The sequence below is a fragment of the Blastocatellia bacterium genome (assembly GCA_025055075.1).
In the GTDB taxonomy this organism is placed as follows: Bacteria; Acidobacteriota; Blastocatellia; order HR10; family HR10; genus HR10.
In genome coordinates, this window is the sequence record JANWYV010000035.1 from 81,669 (window position 1) to 106,640 (window position 24,972).

Below are 24,972 nucleotides of genomic sequence, written 5' to 3' on the forward strand. Positions count from 1 at the left end.
GATGACAGCGCAAGTGTTTGAGCATACGGGGCATTGGTCTCCAGAGGAGCGATCGGCATATCGCATCCTCGTGATCGAGGACGATCCCGACCACCGATTGTTGGAGACGCGAGCTTTGAGAGAGCACTTGGGTCAGGAGGCCGTCATCGTGGCGGTCGCGACGGCTGCTGAAGGCCTGAGCGCGTTGGAGCACGAGACCTTCGATGCCGTGCTGGCTGACTATCGAATGCCCGGGATGGACGGCCTGGAGTTCCTCCGCAGAGTGCGCGATCGAGAGCTGGATGTACCGGTGATCCTGATCACGGGACTCGGCAATGAGCGCGTCGCCGCAGAGGCCCTTAAGCAAGGTGCCGCCGACTACGTGATCAAGGAGGCGGGATATTGGGAGCTGCTTCCTTCCCTGGTCCAGAGGGCGATCCGAGCTCGGCAGACGAAGCGCCAGATAGAGGAGGCACAACGCCGCACAACGATCCTACATGCGTTGACGCAGGCAATGAGCCGCACGCTCGAGATGCAGGAACTGTTGCAGATCCTTACGCGAACGTGCGTCGAGGCTTTCCGCGCAGAGCGTGCCACTGTGTATGTGTTGGATCGGAATGCGGAGACGATCCTCGATGTGGTGACGCACGATACCCGCTCCGGGCGAGCTCATGTCCTGCAATCGCTCAAGGGGCGCCGAACCGATGAATTCCCCATCCGATGGAAACTCGAGGAAGCCTCCGGGCCGTTGATCATCTCGGATGCGACGCAGAGCGACCTCCTGCCGGAGGATTTGGTGAAGGCGCTCGGCGTTCGCTCGATCTTGGGCGTTCCTCTTCGTACGCGAGGGAAACCAATCGCTGCCCTTTTCGTAAGCGCGCCGCAACCGAATTTCTTCACCGCAGAAGATGCGACGTTCGCCCAACTGATCGCCGAGCACGCGGCCATCGTGCTAGAGAACGCGCGTCTGTATCAGGAGGTGCGTCATCGAGTCTTCGAATTGAACGGATTGTACGAGATCGCCCGTCTCCTGGGGCTGACTCGGAGCCCGCACGAGGTTTACGGAGAGCTGACGGCGCTGATCGCCCATTTGATCGGTGCGACGCGATGCGTGATCGCCACATATGATCCGACGACGCGGACCTTGCGAGCGGAACTCCCTGGATATCGGGTCGAGGACGCGCTGGCGAAAGTCGCCTCCTACGTTGTGAGCGAGGAGTTACGGACCTTCTGGGATCTTCGGTCGCAAGGCCCCTTCATCGCCAATCGTCGGGAAGAGATCCCCCGTCCTTTGCAACCACTTGCCTTGGAATTCGGCGTCGAGAATCTCTTAGTCGCCGCCATGCTCGCGGAGGGAAGGACGATCGGCATCATCTATGCCTTGGACAAGCCGGGTGGATTCACGCCCGAAGACGCGCGCGTGCTCAGCATCTTCGCCAATCAAGCGGCGCACGTCATCCAGAGTGCTCGCCTCTATGAAGAGCTGGCGCGCTCCGAACAGAAGTACCGCAGCCTCTTCGAGAACGCGATTGTGGGGATTTATCGGAGCACGCCCGAGGGGCGAATGCTAATGGCGAATCCGACGATGGCGCGCCTACTGGAGTATCCGAACGTGGAGGCGCTCCTGGCCATTCCTGCCCACGAGATATGGGCGAACCCGCAGGATCGCGAGCCGTGGTGCCAGCAGGTCGAGCAGCATGGAGTGTTCGAGAGCGAATACCAGGTTCGGACTCGCACAGGACGAATACGCTGGGTGCACGACGTCGTGCGCGTCGTCCGCGATGCCGATGGGCGCGTGCTCTATTACGAGGGTGCGCTCCTGGACATCACTGAGTTGAAGCGGGCAGAAGCTGAGCGCGAAGCGATGCTGGAGATCACGCAAGGGGCCACGGCGATCGCCGATCTCGATGAGTTATTCCCTGTGATCCATCGCGCTCTGAACCGCGTCCTCCTAGCAGAGAATTTCTTCATCGCGCTGTATGACGCGCAAACCGGCTATTTCCACTTCCCCTACTTCGCCGATCAGTACGACGCTCCACCTCCCCCCATGCGTTTGGAGAAGACGGCCACGGCCTATGTCTTTCGGACCGGACGACCGCAACGACTCACACGAGAGCGCTGCCGTCAGTTGATCGAGCGAGGGGAATTGGAACTCGTGGGAACCCCTTCGGCGTGCTGGCTGGGCGTGCCATTGCGCACGCCGAGGGAGACGATCGGCGTGCTTGTCGTCCAACATTATGAGGATGAACACGCCTACACGGATCGCGACTTAGGATTCCTGGCCTCCGTCGCCAATCACATCGCTGTGATCATCGAGCGAAAGCGCGCCGAGGAAGCGGAACGACGCACTCGCGAACACTTAGCGCGCATTTACGATCTGGTCACCCGGTTCCAGCGACAGGAGTTGTTCGATCATGCGGCTCGCACCCTCGCGCAACTTTTCGAAGTCGAATATGCCTCGCTCGGCGTGGTAGAAGGAGGTACTCGGGTGCGCGCGCTGGCCTTCTACAGCGACGGGGAGCTTCAGCATGACCTCTCTTATCCGCTGCATGGAACCCCTTGCGAGAATATCATCTCGCGCGCCGAGTGGTGCGCCTATTCGCGCGGCGCGTGGGAAGCGTTCCCCGAGGACGAAATCTTAACAACCCTCCGCATCGAATCCTACATCGGTGCGCCGATTCTCAGCAGTACCGGGGAAGTGTTGGGCGTGGTCAACGCCTTCGGAAAACGTCCGCGCTCATTCACTGAAGTCGATGCGTATCCACTGCAAATCATTGGCCAACGCGTGGGCGCCGAGATCGAGCGACTCCGCGAGGAGGAGGCCCGATTGAAATTGCAGGAGCAACTCTATCAGGCGCAAAAGATGGAATCCATCGGCACGCTCGCCGGAGGTATCGCTCACGACTTCAACAATATCCTCACGGGAATGATGGGGTTCGCCGAACTGGCGCTCATGGAGCTGGGCTCGAATCATCCGGTCGCCGAAGATCTCCGCCACATCCTCTCCCTCGGGGCGCGCGCGCGCGATCTCGTGCGGCAACTCCTGCTCTTCGGTCGTCCCTCTACGGGCGAGCGGGAGAGGTGCAACCTCCGTGGTTTTCTCGTCGAGGTCACCGCTCTGCTTGGACGCACGCTGCCGGAGCATATCGAGATCGAGTTAGATCTGCCACAAGAAGCGCTCTTCGTCGAGGCCAACCCGTCCCAACTCCAGCAGGTGCTCCTCAACATCGCCATCAACGCGCGCGATGCCATGCCGGCCGGCGGACGCTTGCGCATCGAAGCGCGGCTCGCAGACGTGGAGGTTCCACCGGTCCCTCATGTTCGACCGGGACGCTTCGCACGGGTGACGATCAGCGACACCGGTTCCGGCATCCCTCCGCACATTCTGCCGCACATCTTCGAACCGTTCTTCACGACGAAGGAAGTCGGTAAGGGAACGGGCCTCGGACTGGCTGTCGCATACGGGATCATCAAGGCGCATGGCGGATGGATTGATGTCGAGAGCGAACCAGGGCAAGGGACTCGGTTTCATCTCTATCTGCCTGCTTCCGCCTCCTTGCCTGTCTTCGACAAACCCTCCTTCGAGGAAGAGGAGCCTCCGGGTGGACACGAGACCATCCTCGTGATCGAAGATGAAGCGGTCATCCTTGAACTCGCTCGGCAGATGCTCCAGTCGCTCGGATATCACGTGCTCACCGCGCGCGATGGTCAGGAAGGTGTGGCCCTCTACTCAACCTGGCACTCGCAAATTGATCTGATCCTGCTGGATGTCGTCATGCCGCGTATGAGTGGGCATGAGGCCTTTCATCAGCTACGTCGCATCAATCCGAAGGCCAAGATCCTGTTGATCACCGGCTATAGCCCGGAGCACGTCGCTGCCGAATTGCTCGCGCAAGGGGCATTGGGTGTCGTGCAGAAGCCCTACGAGCGAAGGGAATTGGCCCGCATCGTGCGTCAGGCGCTCGATGCGTAGCTCTCACCCCTCTCATGCGGGGCCCCGCGCGAGGCGAGGCCCCAGCAGCGGATATCACTCCTGCGGCGGAATCTGAGGCCCAGGCTGCGGTCGCGGCAGCGGCTTGCGAGGGAGTTTCTCATCACGCATGGCCGCGTGATAAACGAACGACGCCATGATCACCGCCGCTTGCATCAGATCGCTCGGCAAGAGCCGATCGTACACGTCCATATTCGTGTGATGGGTGCGCGTGCTGTAATCGATTGGATCTTGGATGAATTGAAAGGCCGGAATGCCCACGGCATCGAAAGCGAGATGATCGGTGCCTCCCGTCCCGCGAATCGTCACCGTCGTCGCTCCCAAATCGTGGAAAGGACGCAGCCAGGCTTCGAAGATCGGGCGCACAGCATCATTGCCCTGAAGATAGATGCCGCGTATCCGCCCCGTCCCGTTGTCGAGATTGAAATAGACGGAGATCTTCGCATGAGCGGGCTTCAGCTCCATCGTGCGCGGATCGCCGAAATACTTCTCCACATAAGCGCGCGAGCCCAAGAGCCCTTGCTCCTCTCCTGTCCAGAGGGCGACGCGAATGGTGCGTCGCGGTTGGACGCCGATCGCTTTGAGAATCCGCACGGCCTCCATGACAACGGCCGATCCGGCGGCATTATCGGTCGCCCCTGTGCCCGCATGCCAGGAGTCTAAGTGCGCGCCCAACATCACGAGTTCATCCTTCAGCTTCGGATCGACGCCGGGGATCTCCGCGAGCACGTTGTAACCTTGCAGGTCATCATCGTGAAAGCGGGTCCTAATGGTGATCTCCAGTTTCACGGGGATCTTCTTCTCCAGCAACCGAGCGATCCGCGCATAATGCTCGATCGCGACGACAAGCGACGGTACTGCCGGTTCCGCATTGATCCGATAGGATCCGCCTCCCGTGACGAAGATCGTTCCGTGTTCCCCTCGACTCGGTTCAAGCACGACAGCCACCCCCTCCTCACGGAGGAACCGCTGGATCTTTTCCTGGAGGGCGCGCTGAGCGCGTAGTTCCTCTCGTTGCGCTTCCATGGGAGAGCGCACGCCTGGTTCCGGAGCCTGCGCCAGACGTTTCAAATCGTCCTCGCTATGCCGCCGCGCGTCCGGCTCAAAGCGCGTGACTACTTGACGCGGCGGCTGCAGCATGACGATGGCTCCCTTGAGCTTCCCTTTGTAGGCCGCGAAATCCTCCTCCGAGCGAAGGGTGACTAACACCGGAGAGCCCACCACTGTGCCTTCGGTTCCCGGCGTCCACGCCTTCGGATAGGCGATGATCGGCATGTACGTCGGCTCGAGCATCTCAATGGAAAATCGCTCGACCGACCACCCGCGCCCGAAGGTCCCCCATGGCTCCAGTCGGGCGTTCGAGAGTCCCCACTCCTTGAACTTCTCGCGCGCCCATTCACTCGCCGCTTTCAGATTCGGGGAGCCCGTCAACCGCGGCCCATACACATCCGTTAAATAACTCGCGATCTCCATGACCTTGGAATTCCCAAATCCCTCCTGCTTGATCCGCGCGATCACCTGCAAATCCACTGGTTCTTCGGCCCGAACCAGCGGAGGGATGACGAGCAGCAGAAAGAGGAACACGGCCATGTGACGCCTCATACTCCCTCCCTCCGTTGTGGAATGCTCGACTTCAGCCGTGCAGAGATACATGAATCCGTCTGAAAAGGCAAGGTTGATCAATGCTTCGCGAATATTCGGAGGGACACAACGCCCCCACGCCTTCAGGAGCGAGGAATGAACACTTCGCGAGGCGGAACACGCTCTCCGCGCCCTGTCAACAGCCCGATTCCATGTTCCCGAACGGCGGCAACGGTATGCTGATCGATTCGCACGCCGAAGACGTAGGCCAAGCATGGTCCCGGCACGCCGGCGGCCCGAAGTCGCTTCTGCCATCCGGCAGACTGCATCTGCTGCGCCTGATCGCGTACGACGCGGCGGCTCAGCCGCGTCTTAACCTCGACGATCACACAGATCGTCTCACCTGTCGGATCCTGAACAGGGACGACGACGTCAATCTCTCCGTTCAGAGAGAGGGTGGAAGGTTCGGCCAAAAGACGATATCCCTTTTCCTCCAACACCGTGAGGAGCACGCTTTCGGCTTCTTCTTTTCTTCTTCAATCGTCGCTCCAAGTGCTCTCTGAAACTGCCCTATCTCCCTAATGGCCGCTTCCACGCGTTCCATGCGCTTCTCCATCCGCTGCTGTGCCTTGGCCAACTGTTCCGCGGCAGCTTCTAACCGTTCCATTCGTTCCTCCGCCCGCCGTTGCGCATCCGCCAGTCGCTCCACCACGCTCTCTAATCGCTCCACGCGTTTTTCTAACTGGTCCACTCGTTCCTCCGTCCGTCGCTGCGCCTGCACCAACTGCTCTACCATTGCCTCCAACCGAGCGACGACAACCGCTAATTCCTCCAGGCGCTCTTCCGTGCGCCGCTGCGCCAGGGCTAATTGCCGCTGTGCTTCAGCCAACTCCCGGATGATAGCCGGGAGCCTCAAGAGGTCCTCCGTCAAAATCAGACGGCGCAATTCAGCCTGCCACTCCGGGTGCTGCGCCAAAAGGCGAATCAGATCGGAGAACTCACTCACCGTGAACGCCATGATTCTACCGTTCCCTACTCTATTTCGCCTGACGATGTATCACACTGGCCTCGTGAAAGCGAGCAACTTCGTACTCGCATGAGCATCCTTTCGCGCCGAGGCTTCCCTCCCTCACGTGGATTACGCCGTTCTTCGCAACCTCATCCCCTCACGCCTGCGCCCGAGCGAATTCGAGTAATCGCGCGACAGCCTCTTGAAGCACCTCGAAAGATGTAGCGTAGGAGATACGCACATATCCCTCTGTGCCGAAAGACACCCCTGCGGTGAGGGCGATCTGACATTCCTCGAGAAGGCGCGCCTCCAAGTCCCTCGATGTCCGAACGCCGCGCGCGCGCATCAACTCCCGCACGTCGGGGAAGACATAGAAAGCCCCTTCGGGCTCCCCGCATCGAATTCCCGGCACGCCGTTGAGCGCCTCGACCACGAAGTCGCGCCGCCGCTGATATTCTCGAAGCATGCGCGCCACCGAGTCCTGAGGCCCCACGAGCGCTTCCAAAGCGGCCTTCTGCGAGATCGAAGTCGGATTCGACGTGGAATGGCTCTGGACTTTGATCATCTCTCGAATCCAAGCCAGCGGGCCCACGGCATATCCAATGCGCCATCCCGTCATCGCATAGGTCTTGGAGAACGATCCGACGAGCAACACGCGCTCGCGCAAAGCTTCCGGCAGCGAGGCCGCTGAGAATGGGACATGAGGGGGATACACGAACTCGCGATAGCACTCGTCGGAGAGGACGTAGCACCCGCGTTGAACGACTAGCTCCACGATGCGCTCGAACTCGGCTGGCGGGATTACGCGCCCCGTCGGATTGTTCGGCGAGTTGAGGATGAGAAGCTTTGCCCTTGGCGTCAGCGCTTCCTCAACCATCTCCGCCGTGAGGCGAAACGCATTCATTTCCGTGGGGATGATGACATTTCGTCCGCCGGCGAACGTGACGATCTGCGGGAACGTCACCCAATAAGGGGCAGGGATTAAGACCTCATCCCCCGGCTCGATGAGGGTCACAATGGCATTGAAGATCGCCTGCTTCCCTCCGGCCGTCACTATGACCTGCTCAGGGGTATAGGTCGAACCGAAGCGCTCGTTCAAGACTCGAGCGATCGTCGCCCGCAACTCAGCGATCCCGGCAGCTGGCGTATAGCGAGTGAAATCCTCCGCCAGAGCGCGACGAGCCGCCTCCTTGATATGCTCGGGCGTTGGAAAATCCGGCTCTCCCGCCCCCAGATCGAGCACGCGCTGTCCGGCAGCACGCAGTCGCTCGGCGGCTTGCAAGACAGCCATCGTGGACGAGGCTTCCATGAGCTGCACTCGCTCGGCTGCGGGAAACTCTTCCGCTTTGACCATTCGTTCGTCGCTCATCCTCTTCTCCTCCCGCCTGCATCGGATTACATTTTTCCAAAAAGCTTCTCCCTCATCCGCCGCTCGACGCTTGGTGGAACGACGCCCGCGATGTTTCCTCCGAGCGCGCACACCTCCTTCACGAGGCGAGAGCTGAGGTAGGTATAGGGTTCGGCCGGCATCATGAAGATCGTCTCGATCGTCGGATCGAGCCGCCGGTTCATGAGGGCCATTTGGAATTCGTACTCGTAATCGGAGATCGCGCGAATACCTCGGATGATGACTTGTGCCCCGACCTTGCGGACGTACTCAACGAGCAATCCGTCGAACGTATCCACGCGGACCTGGGGAGACCGAATAACCTCGCGGATCATCTCCACGCGCTCTTCGACGGTGAAGAGGGGCGTCTTCGCCGGATTGATGAGCACGGCGACGATCACCTCATCGAAGAGGCGCGCGGCTCGCTCGATCAAGTCCAGATGTCCATTTGTGAGGGGATCGAACGATCCCGGATAAACCGCTCGACGCATGCCCCCCTCCTTTTGCTTCAATTCCCATTCAGGGAGGTAGGACTTGTCCTCCCGCCCCCTCCGCATCACGCGGTCCGCTCATCCGCACAAAGTCATTGCGGAAAGGCCAATTTTAAGCTACCCTATTGTCGGATTCAAACCAATGGCATGGTGCGATGGACCGATGATCGAAGAGTTTCGCCAAAAGCACGAAGAGCTGAGCGAACGCGCGCTTGAACTCAGGAGGTTTCTTTGACATCGAGTCGAAGCGAGCGGAGTTGGCTCGACTCGAGGAGACGATGGCGCAGCCGGATTTTTGGAATGATCCGGCGCGCGCGGGACAGACGCTGCGCGTTCGACACCGCTTGGAATCCGAGATCGAAGCCCTAGAGCGCATCGAGCACGAGCTGGAGGAGATCGAGGTTCTCCTCGATTTGGCTCAAGAAGACGAAGCGTTCTTCCAGGAACTGCGCGAACGTACCTCCCGCCTGGCGACTGAGATCGAGGAGATGGAGTTGAAGGCGCTGCTCTCCGGAGAGCACGATGCGGGCAACGCCATCGTCACGATCACGGCGGGAGCGGGAGGAACGGACGCGCAAGATTGGGCGGAGATGCTCCTGCGCCTCTATTTGCGCTGGGCCGAGAAGCACGGCTATAAGACCGAACTGCTCGACCTACAGCCGGGTCAAGAAGCGGGCATCAAGTCGGCGACGTTCCGCGTCGAGGGGGAATATGCCTATGGCTACCTGAGCGCCGAATCGGGCGTGCATCGGCTTGTGCGCCTCTCGCCCTTCAATATTGCGCACAGCCGCGAGACGAGCTTCGCTTCGGTCTCCGTCTATCCCGACCTGGGCGAGGACATCGTCATCGAGATCGATGAGAAGGACCTGCGCATCGAGACGTTCCGTTCCTCCGGCGCTGGAGGGCAACATGTCAATAAGACGGAATCGGCCGTACGCATCACACACCTGCCGACGGGGATCGTTGTCTCCTGTCAGAATCAACGCTCCCAGCATCAGAACCGCGAGATGGCCATGCGAATTCTCCGGGCCAAGCTCTACGAACACGAGCGACAGAAGCGCTTGGCCGAACGGCAGCAGTTTGAGCAGAATAAGCGCGAGATCAGCTTCGGTTCGCAAATCCGAAGCTATGTCCTCCATCCCTACAAGCTGGTGAAAGATCTGCGCACGCGCTACGAGACGAGCGATGTGGATGCCGTCTTGGATGGCGAGATTGATGAGTTCATCCGGCAGTATCTGATCGCGAAGCGACGGGGCGCCCTTGAGCCGGCGCCGACGAAGACGGGTTGAAGAGGACGCGCATGGTCGCCTCTCATCCTCCTATGGACAGGTCCTCGCGCTCGCGCGTGGATGAAATCCTGGGTCTTTTGCTGTTGGCCATCGGGGTGATCTTCTTGCTGAGCGTCCTCTCCTATCATCCGGAGGATCCCTCATGGAACGTGCTCACCTCTCGCTCCAGCGTCCAGAACAAGGTCGGGCGCGTCGGCGCATATCTGGCCGATTTCTGGCTTCAGATGCTCGGACTGGCTGCTTTTGGAGTTCCCGCGCTGCTCTTCGGCTGGGCGTGGGCGAAACTGCGATCGCGACCTCTTCGAGCGCCGCTGATGAAGGGCCTGGGTTGGATGGGCGTCTTGCTGGCCGGGGCGGGATTCCTGAGCGTACTTTTCCCCAAGGATTACGTTGTGTGGCCGACGGTTCGTCCCGGCGGAATGCTGGGAACGATGGTAGCGACACAGCTTGTGGCCATCTTGAATACGGTGGGGGCGGCTTTGGTGCTCGGCGTGACGCTGCTCCTCGCGCTCATGACCGTGGGGAATTTCTCCATCATCGCCGCTGGAGAGGCCGCCATTCGCGCCATACGCCACCTCGTTGCTCGCTCCCCCAAGCCCATCGAGCCTGCTCCTGAAACACCAACGCCATCAACCCCGGGGTCCACGAGCACGCCGAAGCCGAAGATCGTCGCTTGGGACACCCTCGACTTCGCGAAATCGGCGACGGCATCAGAGCGACCGGCCCCGCCTGAGGAACGAGCAACGGAACCCGCGCTCTCCCTTTCAGAAGCAGAGCTTGAGGCGAAACTGAGGACGCGCAGCCCCGTCCCTCCGGTGCCCGTGGATGTCGAAGAGATCATCGAACGTCGAGACCCATCGCCGATCCCGACCGCGCGACGCGAACGCGGCGAACCGGCGCGTCAAGCCGTAGCGGATCCCATTGCCGAGATGCTCTCAACGGCTTCGGTCCGAAGCGCCAAGCAAGTGGAAAAAGCCAGTCCCACGGAACGTTCTGGCGTGATGAACCGGAGTGGGCGATTCCAACTCCCCTCCACCGAGATGCTCATCGAACCTCCGCCCCCACACGAACAGGCCCATGACGAGCTGATGCAACGCGCTGTTCTCCTGGCCGAGAAGTTCAAAGAATTCGGCATCACCGGCCATGTGCATCAGATCAGCCCCGGCCCGGTCGTGACGACCTTCGAGTTCAAACCCGATCCGGGGATCAAATACAGCCGCATCGTCAGTTTGGTCGAGGACCTTTGTCTGGCCCTCGAAGCCGAATCCATTCGCATTGATCGCATCCCTGGCAAGTCCACCATCGGCATCGAGGTCCCGAACAAGCATCGCGAGCTGATCCGACTGCGCGAGATCATTGAGTCGAAGAAATTCCAGGAATCCCGCTCTCGTCTGACGATCGCTTTGGGCAAGACGATTGATGGCGGAGTCTACATCAGTGACTTGGCGAAGATGCCACACCTTCTGATCGCGGGAGCAACGGGCTCGGGCAAGTCCATGACGGTCAATTGCATCCTCGCTTCCATCCTCTTCAAAGCGACGCCCGAGGAAGCGCGGTTCATTCTCATTGACCCGAAGCGCTTGGAATTGGGACTCTACGATGGCATTCCCCATTTGCTGGCGCCCATCGTCACCGATCCGAAACGCGCCGCCTATGCCTTGAAATGGGCGGTCGCGGAGATGGAGAACCGCTACAAACTGCTCGCGAGCTTCGGCGTGCGCAACATCGAGCAATTCAACCGCGAGATCCGCGATCTCACGGATCGGTCGTTTGCGCTGGGAAGCGGAGAGTCCGCTCGTCCGCTCCCGTACATCGTCATCATCATTGATGAACTGGCGGATTTGATGATGGTCGCCTCAAGCGAGGTCGAAGCGGCGATCACTCGCTTGGCGCAGATGGCACGGGCCGTCGGCATTCATCTCGTCCTGACGACGCAACGACCCTCGGTGGACGTCATTACAGGGCTCATCAAGGCGAACTTCCCCTGCCGGATTGCCTTTCGCGTTTCCTCGAAGGTGGACTCGCGCACGATCCTCGACACCAACGGCGCTGAGGCCCTTCTGGGGCGCGGCGACATGCTCTTTCTGCCGCCCGGCTCTTCGCGCTTGGTGCGCGTGCATGGCGCGTTCCTCGAAGAGACGGAGATCAAGCGTCTGGTGGAGTTCCTGAAAGCCCAAGGTGCGCCGCAATACGATGAGACCGTCTTGATGTCGGACAAAGAGTATGCCGCCGCCCAAAGTGGGGGAGAGAAACGCGACGAGCTGTACGAAGAAGCCCTTAAGATCGTCGTGGAGATGGGGCGCGCCTCCACCTCCGTTCTTCAACGCCGTTTGCGCATCGGCTACGGGCGCGCGGCTTCGATCATCGACATGATGGAACGCGAGGGGTATGTGGAACCCGCTGATGGGCCGCGTCCGCGCGCCATCACCCGCAAGGCCCTCGAATTTCGCGAACGCCTCCGAGAGATGGAAGCTGAGAGGTAGAAAAGGTCCCGCCGACCCAGTATAATTTTGCTGCAGCGGGTAATTCTGGAGTGCAGCGATGAAAGAGAGCGATAAGAGTCTCTGTGATTTCCTCATGGCTTTTTTCGCGGCGCCTCGGGCGAGAATCGTCTCTCTTCTCCTGACGGAGATCGCTCTCATCAAAAGCGCATCACAGGTTCGCTTTTTATCTCTTTTCAGGAGGCACTCATATGTGCAGCAAAGCCCTCAACGAATGGATCGAAGAAGTGGCGCGAACGACGCAGCCGGATCGCGTCATCTGGTGCGACGGATCGGAGAACGAATATCATGCCCTCATTGAGGGCATGCTCAGCGATGGAACGCTCTTGCGGCTCAACGAGCAGAAGTATCCCAATTGCTATCTGCATCGCAGCCATCCAACGGACGTTGCTCGGACCGAACACCTGACGTTCATCTGCACGCCGAATCCGGAGGACGCTGGACCGACGAACAATTGGATGTCCCCGCAGGAGGCGCATGAGCGTGTGGGCTCCCTCTTTCGCGGTTGCATGAAGGGGAGAACGATGTACATCGTCCCCTATCTGATGGGGCCGCCCGATTCTCCCTTCAGCGAAGTCGGCGTCGAGGTGACCGATAGTCCGTATGTCGTCGTGAACATGCGCATCATGACGCGCATGGGAAAGATCGCGCTCGAACATCTTGGGGATTCCGATCGCTTCGTCCGCGGCCTGCACTCGCTGGGCGACCTGAGTCCGGAACGCCGCTATATCTGCCATTTCCCTGAGGAGCGCGCCATCTGGAGCATCGGCTCGGGATACGGCGGCAATGCGTTGCTCGGAAAGAAATGCCATTCGCTGCGCATCGCGAGCGTCGAGGCGCGGGATGAAGGATGGTTGGCCGAACACATGCTGATCATCGGAGTCGAGGATCCAGAGGGGAATGTGACGTATTTGGCCGGCGCCTTCCCGAGCGCTTGCGGGAAGACGAACCTCGCTATGCTCGTCCCTCCACCGGCCTTGGGTCGCTACAAGGTTTGGACCGTCGGCGATGACATCGCATGGCTGCGATTCGGGCCGGACGGCCGCCTCTGGGCGGTGAACCCGGAGACGGGATTCTTCGGCGTCGCTCCCGGCACGAGCATGAAGACGAATCCCAATGCGATGGTCGCGCTCTCGCGAAACTCTATCTTCACGAATGTGGCGCTGACGCCGGAAGGGACGCCCTGGTGGGAGGGGATGAGCGACCCGCCGGAATTCGTCTACGATTGGCAGGGGAAGCCTTGGACGCCGGCCAGCGGTCGGCCAGCCGCTCATCCCAACGCGCGTTTCACGGCGCCAGCACGCCAATGTCCTTCGATCTCTCCGCGCTGGGAGGATCCGCAGGGGGTGCCGATCTCAGCAATTCTCTTTGGCGGACGACGAGCGCGCGTGGCTCCCCTCGTCTATGAGGCGTTCGATTGGGCGCACGGCGTCTTCGTTGGAGCGAGCATGGCCTCGGAGACCACGGCTGCCGCAATGGGAGAGATTGGCATCGTGCGGCGCGATCCCATGGCGATGTTGCCTTTCTGCGGTTACAACATGGCCGATTACTTTCGCCACTGGCTTCGGATGGGCACCCGGAGTTCGAAAATGCCCCGCATCTTTCACGTCAACTGGTTCCGCACGGATGAGAGCGGTCGGTTTCTCTGGCCGGGATTCGGCGAGAACCTCCGCGTCCTCCTATGGATCATCGAACGAGTGAACGGACGTGGCGACGCCCAGGAGACGCCGATTGGCTATGTCCCCACGCCTCAAGCCCTCGATTTGGACGGGCTCGCGCTCTCGAAAGAAACGGTGCGGGAGTTGCTGCGCGTGGATCCCAACGAATGGCGTCAGGAAGCGGAAGCCATTGCCGAATTTTTCCGCCGATTCGGCAATCGCCTCCCTGAAGAGCTGTGGCAGCAGCATCGCCAGCTTATGCGTCGCTTGGGATGAAGGACCCGCCCCTCACGAGGCTTGAATCCTCGGCGAGGGGCCTTTGGTCCCCCGCCTGTAGGAGTCAAGCTCCTCCCATCTTCGGAAAAGGCATCCGTCATCGGGAGCGCAAATCCGTCGGGAGCGTCCCCCTCACTCCTTCCGTTCCGGACTGATGGAGATCTCGCTCACCTCTTTCTCAAAGGTCGGACCTTCGACGAAGAGATAGTAGGCCACGCCCACCAACACGAGGACAACCAGGATGGCGATCACCACGATATACCACGGGAGCCCGTAAGGCATGAGCAGGAGGAACGGTCCAATGATCACCAATCCCAATCCCGTCGCGACCGAAGCCCGCACAAGAGGAGTTTCCTCCGCTGGCGTTCGCAGGCGCTCCCCAATCAGCGCCCCAGCCACCGTCACGACAATACCAATGGCGATCGTGATCAGGAAGGACATCCACGCTCCCGCCCTCGCGAAGGAGACCAGGAAGATGGTCTCCGGTGCTCCGCTCAAGACGGCGAGCGAGGTTACGACCATCGCCCCAAGGGCCGTGACGACCGGCTCCCCCAAGATGACGCGCTCTTGCATGAGGCCGAGGATCAAGCCACCGATGAAGTAACTTCCCAGCGTGATGGCCAAGAACAAAGGATTCCCAAATCGCAGCGTCGCCATCAGCGGTTCCGATTCTGCTTCCGCGATGCGCTGCGCATAGAGCGAGATCAAAGTCCCAATGACCAGATGCATCCCCACGATGACGGCCATGCTGATCAGGACTCTCTTCACTCCGCCCCTCATCATCCCCTCCCCTCGGGATCTCCTCCACGCAGATCCGGCGAGATCATAAATCCCCGTCTCGCCCCCTGTCAATCGCAAGCGCGCCGAGAGAAATTCAATCGAGATTTTGCATGGAGGCGAGGAATTCGGCATTCGAGCGGGTCTTACTCAGCTTCTCCAAGAGCAGCTCCATCGCCTCCACGGGTGAGAGCTGGCTGAGGATACGTCTCAGGACGAAGATGCGATTGAGGTCGTCAGGTGGAATGAGCAGCTCCTCCTTCCGCGTGCCCGAACGCAAGATGTCAATGGCTGGGAAGATGCGCTTATCCACGAGGCGACGATCGAGATGAATCTCCATGTTGCCCGTTCCCTTGAACTCCTCGAAGATGACGTCGTCCATGCGCGATCCCGTATCAATAAGCGCTGTGGCGAGAATCGTGAGTGAGCCTCCTTCCTCAATATTGCGCGCGGCTCCGAAGAAGCGCTTGGGATAGCGCAAGGCATTCGCTTCGATGCCGCCCGAGAGGACTCTCCCCGAGGAGGGAACTGTGGCGTTATACGCGCGCGCCAGCCGCGTGATCGAGTCTAGGAGGATGACGACGTCGCGTCCATGCTCGACCAATCGCTTCGCCTTCTCGAGGACCATCTCAGCTACTTGGATATGGCGCGTCGCCGGTTCATCGAAGGTGGAGCTGATGACCTCTCCGTGAACCGAGCGCACCATATCGGTCACCTCCTCGGGGCGCTCGTCAATCAGGAGGACGATGAGGATGATCTCTGGATGATTCCGCGTGATGGAATTCGCGATGTTCTGCAAGAGCATCGTCTTGCCCGCTCGTGGTGGAGAAACGATCAATCCCCGCTGTCCCTTTCCGATCGGCGTCAATAGGTCTAAGACGCGCGCCGAGAGATTCTCCGGCCCCACCTCCATCCGAATCCGCTCGCACGGATAGAGCGGAGTGAGATGATCGAAAGGGATCTTCTCCCGATGCCATTCTGGCGGCTCGTGGTTGATCGCCTCCACCTTGAGGAGCGCGAAATATCGCTCGCCGTTGCCGGGCGGACGCACCTGTCCGGCGACGACATCGCCCGTGCGCAGATGGAATCGCCGAATCTGCGATGGGGAGACGTACACGTCCTCCGGACTCGGCAGATACTGATGTTCGGGCGAACGCAGGAACCCGAATCCTTCGGGGAGACATTCGAGCACGCCCTCGACGAAGAGGAGGCCGTGGCGCTCGGCCTGCGCTTGAAGGATCTTGAAGATCAACTCGTGCTTGCGGAGATCCCTCGCGTTTGGGACGCCGAGGTCCTCGGCGATTCGCGCCAGCCGCGAGAGACTCAACTCCCTCAAGCCATTGATGTCCAGGGTCATAGGCGATCCCCCTTTCTCCGCACGACAAGCGCGTGGCCACCCCCTCGCCTAACGAGATGGCAGGCGAGCCAAGGCCTCCTCGATCTCCCGCCACACGGCCTCGCGACCGAATCCCGTCCGCGCCGAGTATGGGATGATCACCACAGAAGGGAAGACGCGCGCCGCGCGCTCCACCGAGCGCTTCACTTCATTCGTCGAGAGCTTATCCGCCTTGGTCAATAGGACAATGTACGGCAGCCGATGAAATTCCAACCATTCGCGCATCTGGAGATCCAAGGGGGTCGGCTCATGACGCGCATCTACGATGAGCACGGAGAGGCGAATTTGGGGGCGATTCTCCAAATAGCCCTCGATCAACCGCCGCCACGCCCGACGCAAGGAGTGGGGGACTTCGGCGTATCCATATCCCGGTAAGTCCACGAAGTAGAAGCGCTCGTTGATCGCATAGAAATGGATGCCGCGCGTCCGTCCCGGAGTAGAGCTGACGCGCGCCAGATGAGACTTCTGCAACAGACTGTTAATCACGCTCGATTTCCCGACGTTCGAGCGCCCGAGGAAAACGATCTCCGGCTTCTCATCTCGCGGGAGATCTTCCAGCCGATAGACGCTCGCATGGAAGCGCGCGGACGCGATCTTCATAGCCGCCTCGGGTGAGGGCGAAGGCGCCCTCGTCTTCTCACCAGATTGAGATCGGCTTTTGCAAGCGTCGAAGACATCGGGATCGAGACCGACCGCTCAACGGTCTCCTTCGTCCCGACGCGACCACCATGCCCAGGAACGATCCCGCTTCGCTGATGGGAACGCGCAGGCGATGGATCACCGCCTTGGACACCCAACTGTTGAGCGCGCGCATAGGGGAACGGATCGCGCCCGACCGATCACCCCGCCTTCTTCTCCAGAAGCGGAAACATGACGCATCGTTTCTCGACCATCTCGCGCGTGACGACGAACTCCCGGATCTTCTTCTGCGCCGGCAGCAGATACATGGCATCCAGCATCAGCTCTTCCAAGATCATGCGGAGGCCGCGAGCGCCGACTTTGCGCCGGAAGGCCTCGCGCGCGATGGCCTGCAAGGCATCTTCGGTGAAGCGCAGCTTCACGTTGTCGAACTCGAACTGCTTCTGATACTGCTTGATGATGGCATTCTTGGGCTTGGTGAGGATCTCCACCAGAGCGGCCTCGTCCAGCTCATGCAAGGTGGCGATCACCGGAAGCCGCCCGACGAATTCCGGGATGAGGCCGAACTTGATCAAATCCTCCGGCTGCACATGCGCGAGGATGTTCTCCCGCTGTCGTTCGGCGGCCGTACGAATCTCCGCGCGAAAGCCCACCGAACGTCCGCCCAAACGCCGCTCGATGATCTTCTCCAACCCGACGAAGGTCCCCCCGCAGATGAAGAGGATGTTCGTCGTATCTACGGGAATGAACTCCTGATGAGGGTGCTTGCGCCCTCCATAGGGAGGAACGTTCGCAATGGTACCTTCGAGAATTTTCAGAAGAGCCTGTTGCACGCCCTCGCCAGAGACGTCGCGCGTGATCGAAGGGCTATCATCTTTTTTAGCGATCTTATCCACCTCGTCAATGTAGATGATGCCGCATTGCGCCCGCTCGACGTCACCATTGGCCGCCTGAACCAATCGCAAGATGATGTTCTCTACATCCTCGCCCACATAGCCGGCCTCGGTCAGCGTCGTCGCATCCGCGATGGCGAAGGGGACGTCGAGCATCTTCGCGAGCGTCTGCGCGAGCAGGGTCTTGCCCGTGCCCGTGGGCCCGATGAGCAGGATATTGCTCTTTTGGATCTCCACATCGCTCGTGGTCCGATTCATGAGGACGCGTTTATAATGCTGATAGACCGCGACGGCGAGCTTCTTCTTCGCCTCCTCTTGCCCGATGACGTATTGGTCGAGGAATTCTTTGATCTCCGTCGGCTTGGGAAGCTTAGGCTGCGGAGGGGGCTCGATAACGTCGGAGAGGACGGTGTTCTCGCACATGAGCGCGTTGCAAATCTCGACGCACTCGTTGCAGATGTAGACGTTCGGTCCCGCGATCAGTTTCTTCACCTCGTTCTGGAATCGTCCGCAGAAAGAGCATCGCGCCACCTCCCCAGTTTTTCGCACCATGGGTTCCTCTCCTTGCTCATGAATTTCCCTAGGCCTGCGCTCGCGCCACCATCCCCTCCTGGCTATCGGCGAGGCCTCACCTCAGGTCTCTCCGCGATGGGTGATGACGTGGTCAATGATGCCGTAGCTGACGGCCTGCTCCGCCGTCATGATCAGATCGCGCTCCACATCCCGCTCGATGACCTCCAAAGGCTGGCCCGTATGTCGAGCCAGGATCGAGGAGATCAACCGTCGCATGCGCAAGATCTCCTCAGCGGCGATCTTAATATCGGTCGCCTGTCCGGAAATCCCTCCCGCATGAGGCTGATGAATGAGAATGCGTGAGTTCGGCAGAGCGAATCGCTTCCCTTTCGCTCCTCCGGCTAAGAGCACGGCCGCCATCGAGGCCGCCTGTCCGACGCAGATCGTCTGCACATCGGGGCGGATGAACTGCATCGTATCGTAGATGGCCAGTCCGGCCGTGATCGAGCCTCCGGGACTATTGATGTAGAGGGAAATGTCGCGATCCGGGTCCTCAGCCTCCAGAAAGAGCAACTGAGCGATCACTAGGTTCGCGACCGTATCATCAATGGGCGTGCCGATGAAGATGATGTTGTCCTTGAGCAAACGAGAGAAGATGTCATAGGCGCGTTCCCCTCGACTCGTTTGCTCGACGACCATGGGAATCAACGCATCGTAATCCGTGTATCGCATACCCCTCATTCCTGCTCTTCCTCGGCCGGGGGAGCCACTTCGGTCTCCACCTCGGCAGCCGCCACGACGACCTCCAACGCCTTTCGTCTCCGAATCTCGTTTCTGATGGTATCGAGCCCCCCCTCCTTTGTCAAGCGGCTCCTCAATTCCGATGCCGGCATCTGCCGCTCAGCAGCCCAACGTGCGATCTCCGCTTCGACCTCAGCATCGCTCGCTTCGATCCCCTCTTGTTCGGCGATCCGATCCAAGATCAGCATCGCGCGCACATCACGCGCCGCTTCTTCGACCCGACGACGCGCGATCTGCTCCCAATCGAGGGACGCCGCGGCTGGCGCTTCCCCGGACGCCGCCAGCGCCCGCGCCAAGCGCTGCAAGCGCTCACGGGCCAGGCGTTCCACCACCGTCGGCGGGACCTCGAAGGGATGTTCCTGGAGGAGCCGATCTAGAAGCTGCTCGCGCAAGGCGGCCTCTGCTTCCGCCGCATGTCGTCGCTCCAATTCCTGTCGGATCAGCTCGCGCAGCTCGTCCAATGTCTCCGCCCGCTGACTCACCATTTGCGCGAATTCATCATCCAGCTCTGGGACCTCCTTATGCCGCGCCTCCGTCACGCTGACCGTATACCGAATCGTCTTCCCCGAATCGGCCGGCAGCGAGAAAGTCTTCTCTTGTCCGACCATCAAACCTACCACCTCTCGCGCGAACGGATCCTCACTCACTTGTTCTGGTGTCAGCTCCAATGTCAACTCCTCTCGATCGAGAAGACGACGAATGAACTTCCCCTCCGCATCTCTCTCTTCGGCTGTGACGAGCAGCGTGACTTGATCCCCAATCTCCACCGGTCGACCTTCGACAGGGACCAAAACGGCATGGGCTTGGCGTAGTCGCTCGAGGGCTTCTTCGATCTCCTGATCGGTTACCGGACGCACGCGTTTGACAGCTCGCAACCCTCGATAGGCGCGCACTTCGATGTGAGGGAAGATCTCGACGATCGCCCGCATGCGGAGCGGTTCTGTGTCCGAGATGGCGAAATCGGCGATCTCCGGCCTGGCAGCCAATCGCCATTGATGGAGGGAGAGGGCATGCTCGATCAATTGGGGGATCAATCGGCGTTGCAGCTCTTCCTGGGCTTCCCGCTTGAATCGCTGCCGAGCCACCGAGAGGGGCACGCGCCCCGGTCGAAATCCGGGAATGGTCAAACGCCGTGCGAACTCGTTATAGACGCTCTCCAGCTCCGCGCGAACTTCCTCGGCCGGCAACTCGATGAACAGCTCTTTCCGGCATTCGGAGATGTCCCGGACCTCAACCTTCGGCGCCATCGTGAACCTTCAACTCCCGTTCTTTCTCGACCAGCAAAAACCCGTTCACCTTCTCAAAGGAACCAAACGCCGCTCTTCTTTTGGATCGCGTCGAATGGAGACCGGGAAGGACCTGCATCGTGGTGCGAAAGGGGGGATTCGAACCCCCACGGCACGAGGCCACCAGATCCTAAGTCTGGCGCGTCTCCCAGTTCCGCCACTTTCGCAAAGGTGGGACACTGGTGAGCCGTGGAGGACTTGAACCTCCAACCCGCGGATTAAGAGTCCGCTGCTCTACCAAATTGAGCTAACGGCCCACCGCTTTCAAAGATCCGAGCGTCAAAAATGTAGCCCGGAGACGGCCTCGATGTCAAGATGGGCGCCTCAGGCCGCGCGCTCGATGCGCCGCACGACCAGGTCTTCACCGAGATGATACACACATCCGGCTCCTTGTCCAGGCAGCTCGAAGAGGACGTCTTCGAACAGACGCTCTAAGATCGCCCGCAATCCGCGCGCGCCGATCTTCTTCGCCAAGGCCTCGCGGGCGATGCGGCGCAGCGCTTCTTCGGAGACCGTCAGGCGCGCTCCCTCCATTTCGAAATACCGACTGAACTGCTTGATGAGGGAATTGCGCGGTTTCACCAGAATGTCCACGAGCGCTTCCTCGTCGAGCGGATCCAAGGTCACGATGATCGGCAACCGTCCGATCAGTTCTGGAATGAGCCCGTACTTCAGCAGGTCTTCCGTGAGGACCTCCAGGCGTTGATCCTGTCCAGGCGGACGGCCGGTGAAGCCGATTCCTCCTTTCTTCGAAATCCGATCCTGGATGATCTTGTCTAGCCCTTCGAACGCCCCACCGCAGATGAAGAGGATGTGCGTCGTATCAATCTGCTCCTGATTCGCCTGCGGATGCTTGCGCCCGCCCAATGGCGGCAGCGTCGCCATCGTCCCCTCGATGATCTTCAGGAGAGCTTGCTGCACGCCCTCGCCAGAGACATCGCGCGTGATCGAAGGGCTCTCGCTCTTGCGCGCGATCTTATCGATCTCGTCAATGTAAACGATGCCGCGTTCGGCGGCTTTGATGTCCCCATCCGCAGCGACGACCAATCGCGTGAGGACGTTCTCGACATCCTCGCCCACATAGCCGGCTTCGGTCAGCGTCGTGGCATCGGCGATGGCGAACGGCACCTTGAGGAACTTCGCCAGCGTCCGCGCGATGAGCGTCTTGCCGGTCCCTGTCGGGCCGATCATGAGGATGTTGCTCTTCTCCAATTCGACATCAGTTTGTCCCTGATCGAGCAATTGCAACCGACGATAGTGTTGATAGACCGAGAGCGCGACGCGACGCTTGGCGTGTTCTTGCCCGATGACGTATTGATCGAGGAACGCCTTGATCTCCGCCGGACGGGGAAGAACCCACGGCTCCGGTTCCGTGCGCGACCGCTGCCGCGCGACGACCGAATCGGCTGCCGCATTCAACGCGCGAATGCAGCGCACGCAGATGGCCGCATCCGGGCCGATGCTCACGAACGTCGTCTCCGCGCGCCCACACAAGAAGCAATACTGCACGCGCCTGGCCATAACCTCATGACCTCGAAGGTTGCAATGTAGAGAAAACCCCTGCCGTCGTCAAGCGCTCCGATTCGCACGCGCGGCTCGAAGCGGAGGGACGATTAACGCCACAGCTGTGATCACGAAGACAAGCAAGGCGAGTCCGCTCATGAGCGTTGCCCCGACGACGGGTTTGGGGAGCGTGATTCCTCCAATGAGGAGAAAGGCCAGCACAATCGAGGTGATGGATTCTCCAGCGATCAACCCCGAGGCCACGAGCGTCCCCACGTTTTCGATCCGCTCGCGTTCCCCTTCGGAGAGGGAGTGTCGTCGGAGCACGCTCTCCAAGAGCGCACGGAAGAGGCCCCCGACGAAGATGGCCGCCGTCGAATAGAAGGGCAAATACATGCCGACAGCAATGAGCATCACCGACGGCACGCGGAGCAAGATGAGCGCTACCGCCAGGAATGCTCCCATGAGCACGAGCGGCCATGCCATCTGTCCCGCCATGATACCTTGTGACATCATCGCCATTAATCCAGCTTGCGGCGCAGGCAGTTGATCCGAGCCAATGACATAGGTCCGGTGCAGGACAATCAACGGGACCGTCAGCACTAACGCCGAAATCCATACGCCGACCATCTCCCCAAGTTGCATCCGCCAAGGCGTGCCGCCGAGCAACTGGCCCACTTTCAAATCCTGCATCATGTCACCAGCGATGCCCATCGCGCAGCAGATCACCGCGGCGACACCGAGCACGGCGAGCACACCGCGTTCGCCACTGACGCCGATGCTCAACAGGATCAATCCGGCGATGATCAGGGTCGAAAGCGTCAGCCCCGAAATCGGATTGTTCGAGCTGCCGATCAACCCGACCAAGTATCCGGCCACAGCCGCGAACAGAAGCCCAGCCACGAGCATCACAAGCGTCGTGATGATGGCTGCCCCCACGCGCTCGGTGAAATACCCGTAGAGGATGCTGATCGGAATGGTCAAGCCAAGAATGCCCAGCAGGACCGCGCCCATAGGCAAGTCTCGCTCCGTGCGCAGCACTTCGCTCGAAGATGCGCTCCCTCCTCGAAGGAGGCGGAGCAGATCGTGCACAGCGTGCGCGAACGCCGAGCGCAAAGCTTGCCGCAATCGAGAGAGCGTGTAGAAAGCGGCGACGATCATCGCTCCAACGGCGAGCGGGCGCACTTGCTGCCGCCACACCGTCATCGCCAGATCCATCCAGCTTCGACTTCCGACGGCCGATTCCAAATGCGGTCCCGCGAACAACAGCAGCGGAACAAGCAATCCCCACGCGATCACCCCTCCGGTGAAGACCAATGCGGCCAATCGCCATCCGATGATGAAGCCCACGCCCATCAGCATCGGCGACGCTGAGGGCGTCACCCAAACGATCCCTCCCCCATGCTGCACGTCAGGGAGGATTGGAGAGGCGAACTTGCGAAAAGGCAGGAATCCTCGCGCGTACTCTTGAATGACCTTGATCCCGATTTCGTTTTTGAAGATCTCGATGACAGCGCTCAGCCCCATTGCGCCGAAGACATAGCTGGCGCCGGTTTGTCCCGCCTGACCAGCCTTGGTCAGCTCCGCGCAAGCGACGCTCTCGGGAAACGGCAGCTCCGGGTCGTGAACGAGCACGCGGCGCAGAAACGTAATGAACAAGACGCCGAGCGTCCCGCCCACGAGCATGATGAGCGTGCTCTCCCAGTAGTTGAACTCCGCCCATACGCCCGTCAGCAGGAAGGCGGGGATCGTGAAGATCGCGCCAGCCACTAACGCTTCTCCCACGGAGGCCGTCGTGCGCGCGACGTTCTGTTCGAGGACGCCACCGCCAAGCGGCCGCAAAAGGGCCAGAGCCATCACCGTCGCTGGGAACGTGGCCGCCACGGTCAACCCCGCTTTCATCCCCACGTAAGCATTGGCGGCTCCCAAGATGATCGCCAGCACGACGCCAATGAAGAGCGAACGAAACGTCAACTCGGGCATCGTTTGCTCTGGTGGAATGTAGGGCGTGTCCTTGCGATTCATCGTCTCCTTCCCTCCCCGCTGAAATTTTCGGGCAACGCCACCGCGCGCCCGACGTAGTGTACGGGATTCCCCCTCCGCCTTCAAGAGGCCATCGCGGGTTTCTCGTTGACGTGCCGCGCGGCCGTCACCTATAATGCCTGCGACCGATCCGAGAAAAGGAGGATGGCAGGGACGATGACGATCACGGAACGACGGCACGATGACGTAGTGATCCTTGACATTGATGGGAAGATCCTCCTTGGGGAGGGCGACGTACAACTGCGAGAGGCCATTCGCCGACTCTTACAATCGGGCGTTCGAAAGATCCTCCTCAACTTGGCGAACGTCCCGTATATGGACAGCGCCGGATTGGGCGAGTTGGTGCGCGCCTACACGACGGTACGCCGGGAGGGAGGTGAGCTGAAGTTGTTGAATCTGACGGCGCGCATTCAGGACCTACTGACCATCACTAAGCTGATCTCCGTCTTCGAATCCTTCGACTCCGAGGAAGCAGCTCTCAAGAGCTTCGCGCACTGAGCTGCGACGGCGCTCATCGCCCGCGTCCGGAGAGCATGCGCCAGCGCAGGCGATCCGCCGGCGTTGGTAACGAGATGCGCTTCGCCCCCGCTAATTTCGCTTCGTCGAAGGCCGCGATCATCGCCTCGAAGGGAGCCTCCGGATCCGTATCAATGATCACCGGCGTATTCGGGTTCTGCTCGATCTTCCCCTTGATGGCCGGACCAAGATCTTCGATGCGAATCGGCTGCTCATTGAGCAAATACTGCCCATTGGCGAGGACCTTGACGTAGAGCGCCTGCTCCGGCCGCACATGCACCATGAGGCTCGGATCCTCTGGCGGCAAGCCGAAGCTTAACCCCTTGATGGCCGCAAACGCCGCCGTCAGCATGAAGAAGATGATGAGCAGGAAGGCGATGTCGGCCATCGAGGCTGTGGGAATCTCCGAGGTGATCTTCCGACGCGGGACGCGCATGATACCC

The 24,972-nt window shown here is 60.4% G+C and carries 19 protein-coding genes and 2 tRNA genes; 5 read left to right on the plus strand and 16 right to left on the minus strand.

Features of this window, described 5'->3' with window-relative positions; genetic code table 11:
* The first annotated feature begins 1 nt into the window (after nucleotide 1).
* Nucleotides 2–3,952, plus strand: coding sequence for a GAF domain-containing protein (locus NZ746_09510; GenBank protein MCS6817605.1), 3,951 nt, complete (start codon nucleotides 2–4; stop codon nucleotides 3,950–3,952).
* A gap of 54 nt (nucleotides 3,953–4,006) precedes the next feature.
* Here NZ746_09510 and NZ746_09515 read toward each other — a convergent pair whose 3' ends face one another.
* The 5 genes from NZ746_09515 to coaD form a co-directional block, all read right to left on the minus strand.
* Nucleotides 4,007–5,572 (minus strand): M20/M25/M40 family metallo-hydrolase, encoded by a 1,566-nt coding sequence (locus tag NZ746_09515; protein ID MCS6817606.1) that lies wholly within the window; start codon nucleotides 5,570–5,572, stop codon nucleotides 4,007–4,009.
* 122 nt (nucleotides 5,573–5,694) lie between these two features.
* The gene (locus NZ746_09520; GenBank protein MCS6817607.1) at nucleotides 5,695–6,024 is read right to left on the minus strand and encodes a YraN family protein; all 330 of its coding nucleotides are present in this window, start codon (nucleotides 6,022–6,024) and stop codon (nucleotides 5,695–5,697) included.
* Nucleotides 5,997–6,569, minus strand: a complete 573-nt coding sequence (locus tag NZ746_09525; protein ID MCS6817608.1) for a hypothetical protein — start codon at nucleotides 6,567–6,569, stop codon at nucleotides 5,997–5,999. The genes NZ746_09520 and NZ746_09525 overlap by 28 nt, the downstream gene beginning before the upstream one ends.
* Nucleotides 6,570–6,717: 148 nt before the next feature.
* Entirely contained in the window at nucleotides 6,718–7,929 is a 1,212-nt protein-coding gene (locus NZ746_09530; protein ID MCS6817609.1) for a pyridoxal phosphate-dependent aminotransferase, read from the minus strand.
* Nucleotides 7,930–7,955: 26 nt separating this feature from the next.
* Nucleotides 7,956–8,438, minus strand: coding sequence for a pantetheine-phosphate adenylyltransferase (gene coaD, locus NZ746_09535; protein ID MCS6817610.1), 483 nt, complete (start codon nucleotides 8,436–8,438; stop codon nucleotides 7,956–7,958).
* A 163-nt stretch (nucleotides 8,439–8,601) separates the two neighbouring features.
* Here coaD and prfB point away from each other — a divergent pair.
* The 3 genes from prfB (at nucleotide 8,602) to NZ746_09550 (ending at nucleotide 14,162) form a co-directional block, all read left to right on the plus strand.
* A protein-coding gene (gene prfB / locus NZ746_09540; protein MCS6817611.1) for a peptide chain release factor 2 occupies nucleotides 8,602–9,727 on the plus strand; the annotation gives its coding sequence in 2 pieces (ribosomal slippage) (nucleotides 8,602–8,661 and nucleotides 8,663–9,727; 1,125 coding nt in all).
* A gap of 56 nt (nucleotides 9,728–9,783) precedes the next feature.
* Nucleotides 9,784–12,210 carry a DNA translocase FtsK gene (locus NZ746_09545; GenBank protein MCS6817612.1) on the plus strand — a complete coding sequence of 809 codons (2,427 nt, stop codon included), beginning with the start codon at nucleotides 9,784–9,786 and terminating at the stop codon, nucleotides 12,208–12,210.
* A gap of 209 nt (nucleotides 12,211–12,419) precedes the next feature.
* Entirely contained in the window at nucleotides 12,420–14,162 is a 1,743-nt protein-coding gene (locus NZ746_09550; GenBank protein ID MCS6817613.1) for a phosphoenolpyruvate carboxykinase (GTP), read from the plus strand.
* A 132-nt stretch (nucleotides 14,163–14,294) separates the two neighbouring features.
* On the opposite strand, the gene NZ746_09555 is transcribed toward NZ746_09550, so the two are convergent.
* From NZ746_09555 to NZ746_09600, 10 genes are all read right to left on the minus strand, one after another.
* On the minus strand, nucleotides 14,295–14,930 hold the full coding sequence (locus NZ746_09555; protein ID MCS6817614.1) for a hypothetical protein: 636 nt from the start codon (nucleotides 14,928–14,930) through the stop codon (nucleotides 14,295–14,297).
* 106 nt (nucleotides 14,931–15,036) lie between these two features.
* Nucleotides 15,037–16,290 (minus strand): transcription termination factor Rho, encoded by a 1,254-nt coding sequence (rho, locus tag NZ746_09560; GenBank protein MCS6817615.1) that lies wholly within the window; start codon nucleotides 16,288–16,290, stop codon nucleotides 15,037–15,039.
* A gap of 54 nt (nucleotides 16,291–16,344) precedes the next feature.
* Nucleotides 16,345–16,935, minus strand: coding sequence for a ribosome biogenesis GTP-binding protein YihA/YsxC (gene yihA, locus NZ746_09565; protein MCS6817616.1), 591 nt, complete (start codon nucleotides 16,933–16,935; stop codon nucleotides 16,345–16,347).
* Between the two features lie 239 nt (nucleotides 16,936–17,174).
* Nucleotides 17,175–18,419 (minus strand): ATP-dependent Clp protease ATP-binding subunit ClpX, encoded by a 1,245-nt coding sequence (gene clpX / locus NZ746_09570; protein ID MCS6817617.1) that lies wholly within the window; start codon nucleotides 18,417–18,419, stop codon nucleotides 17,175–17,177.
* 81 nt (nucleotides 18,420–18,500) lie between these two features.
* Nucleotides 18,501–19,112, minus strand: a complete 612-nt coding sequence (clpP, locus tag NZ746_09575; protein ID MCS6817618.1) for an ATP-dependent Clp endopeptidase proteolytic subunit ClpP — start codon at nucleotides 19,110–19,112, stop codon at nucleotides 18,501–18,503.
* Between the two features lie 5 nt (nucleotides 19,113–19,117).
* The gene (gene tig / locus NZ746_09580) at nucleotides 19,118–20,428 is read right to left on the minus strand and encodes a trigger factor (GenBank protein MCS6817619.1); all 1,311 of its coding nucleotides are present in this window, start codon (nucleotides 20,426–20,428) and stop codon (nucleotides 19,118–19,120) included.
* A gap of 120 nt (nucleotides 20,429–20,548) precedes the next feature.
* Nucleotides 20,549–20,634 (minus strand) — tRNA-Leu (locus tag NZ746_09585).
* A gap of 13 nt (nucleotides 20,635–20,647) precedes the next feature.
* A tRNA-Lys gene (locus tag NZ746_09590) sits at nucleotides 20,648–20,724 on the minus strand.
* Nucleotides 20,725–20,791: 67 nt separating this feature from the next.
* Nucleotides 20,792–21,988, minus strand: a complete 1,197-nt coding sequence (gene clpX / locus NZ746_09595) for an ATP-dependent Clp protease ATP-binding subunit ClpX (GenBank protein MCS6817620.1) — start codon at nucleotides 21,986–21,988, stop codon at nucleotides 20,792–20,794.
* Nucleotides 21,989–22,036: 48 nt separating this feature from the next.
* Entirely contained in the window at nucleotides 22,037–23,995 is a 1,959-nt protein-coding gene (locus NZ746_09600) for an oligopeptide transporter, OPT family (GenBank protein ID MCS6817621.1), read from the minus strand.
* Between the two features lie 162 nt (nucleotides 23,996–24,157).
* Between NZ746_09600 and NZ746_09605 the strand changes: the two genes are divergently transcribed.
* Entirely contained in the window at nucleotides 24,158–24,511 is a 354-nt protein-coding gene (locus NZ746_09605) for an STAS domain-containing protein (GenBank protein MCS6817622.1), read from the plus strand.
* A 13-nt stretch (nucleotides 24,512–24,524) separates the two neighbouring features.
* Here the strand turns inward: NZ746_09605 and NZ746_09610 are convergent, their stop codons facing one another.
* The gene (locus NZ746_09610; GenBank protein ID MCS6817623.1) at nucleotides 24,525–24,965 is read right to left on the minus strand and encodes a biopolymer transporter ExbD; all 441 of its coding nucleotides are present in this window, start codon (nucleotides 24,963–24,965) and stop codon (nucleotides 24,525–24,527) included.
* Nucleotides 24,966–24,972: the final 7 nt, after the last annotated feature.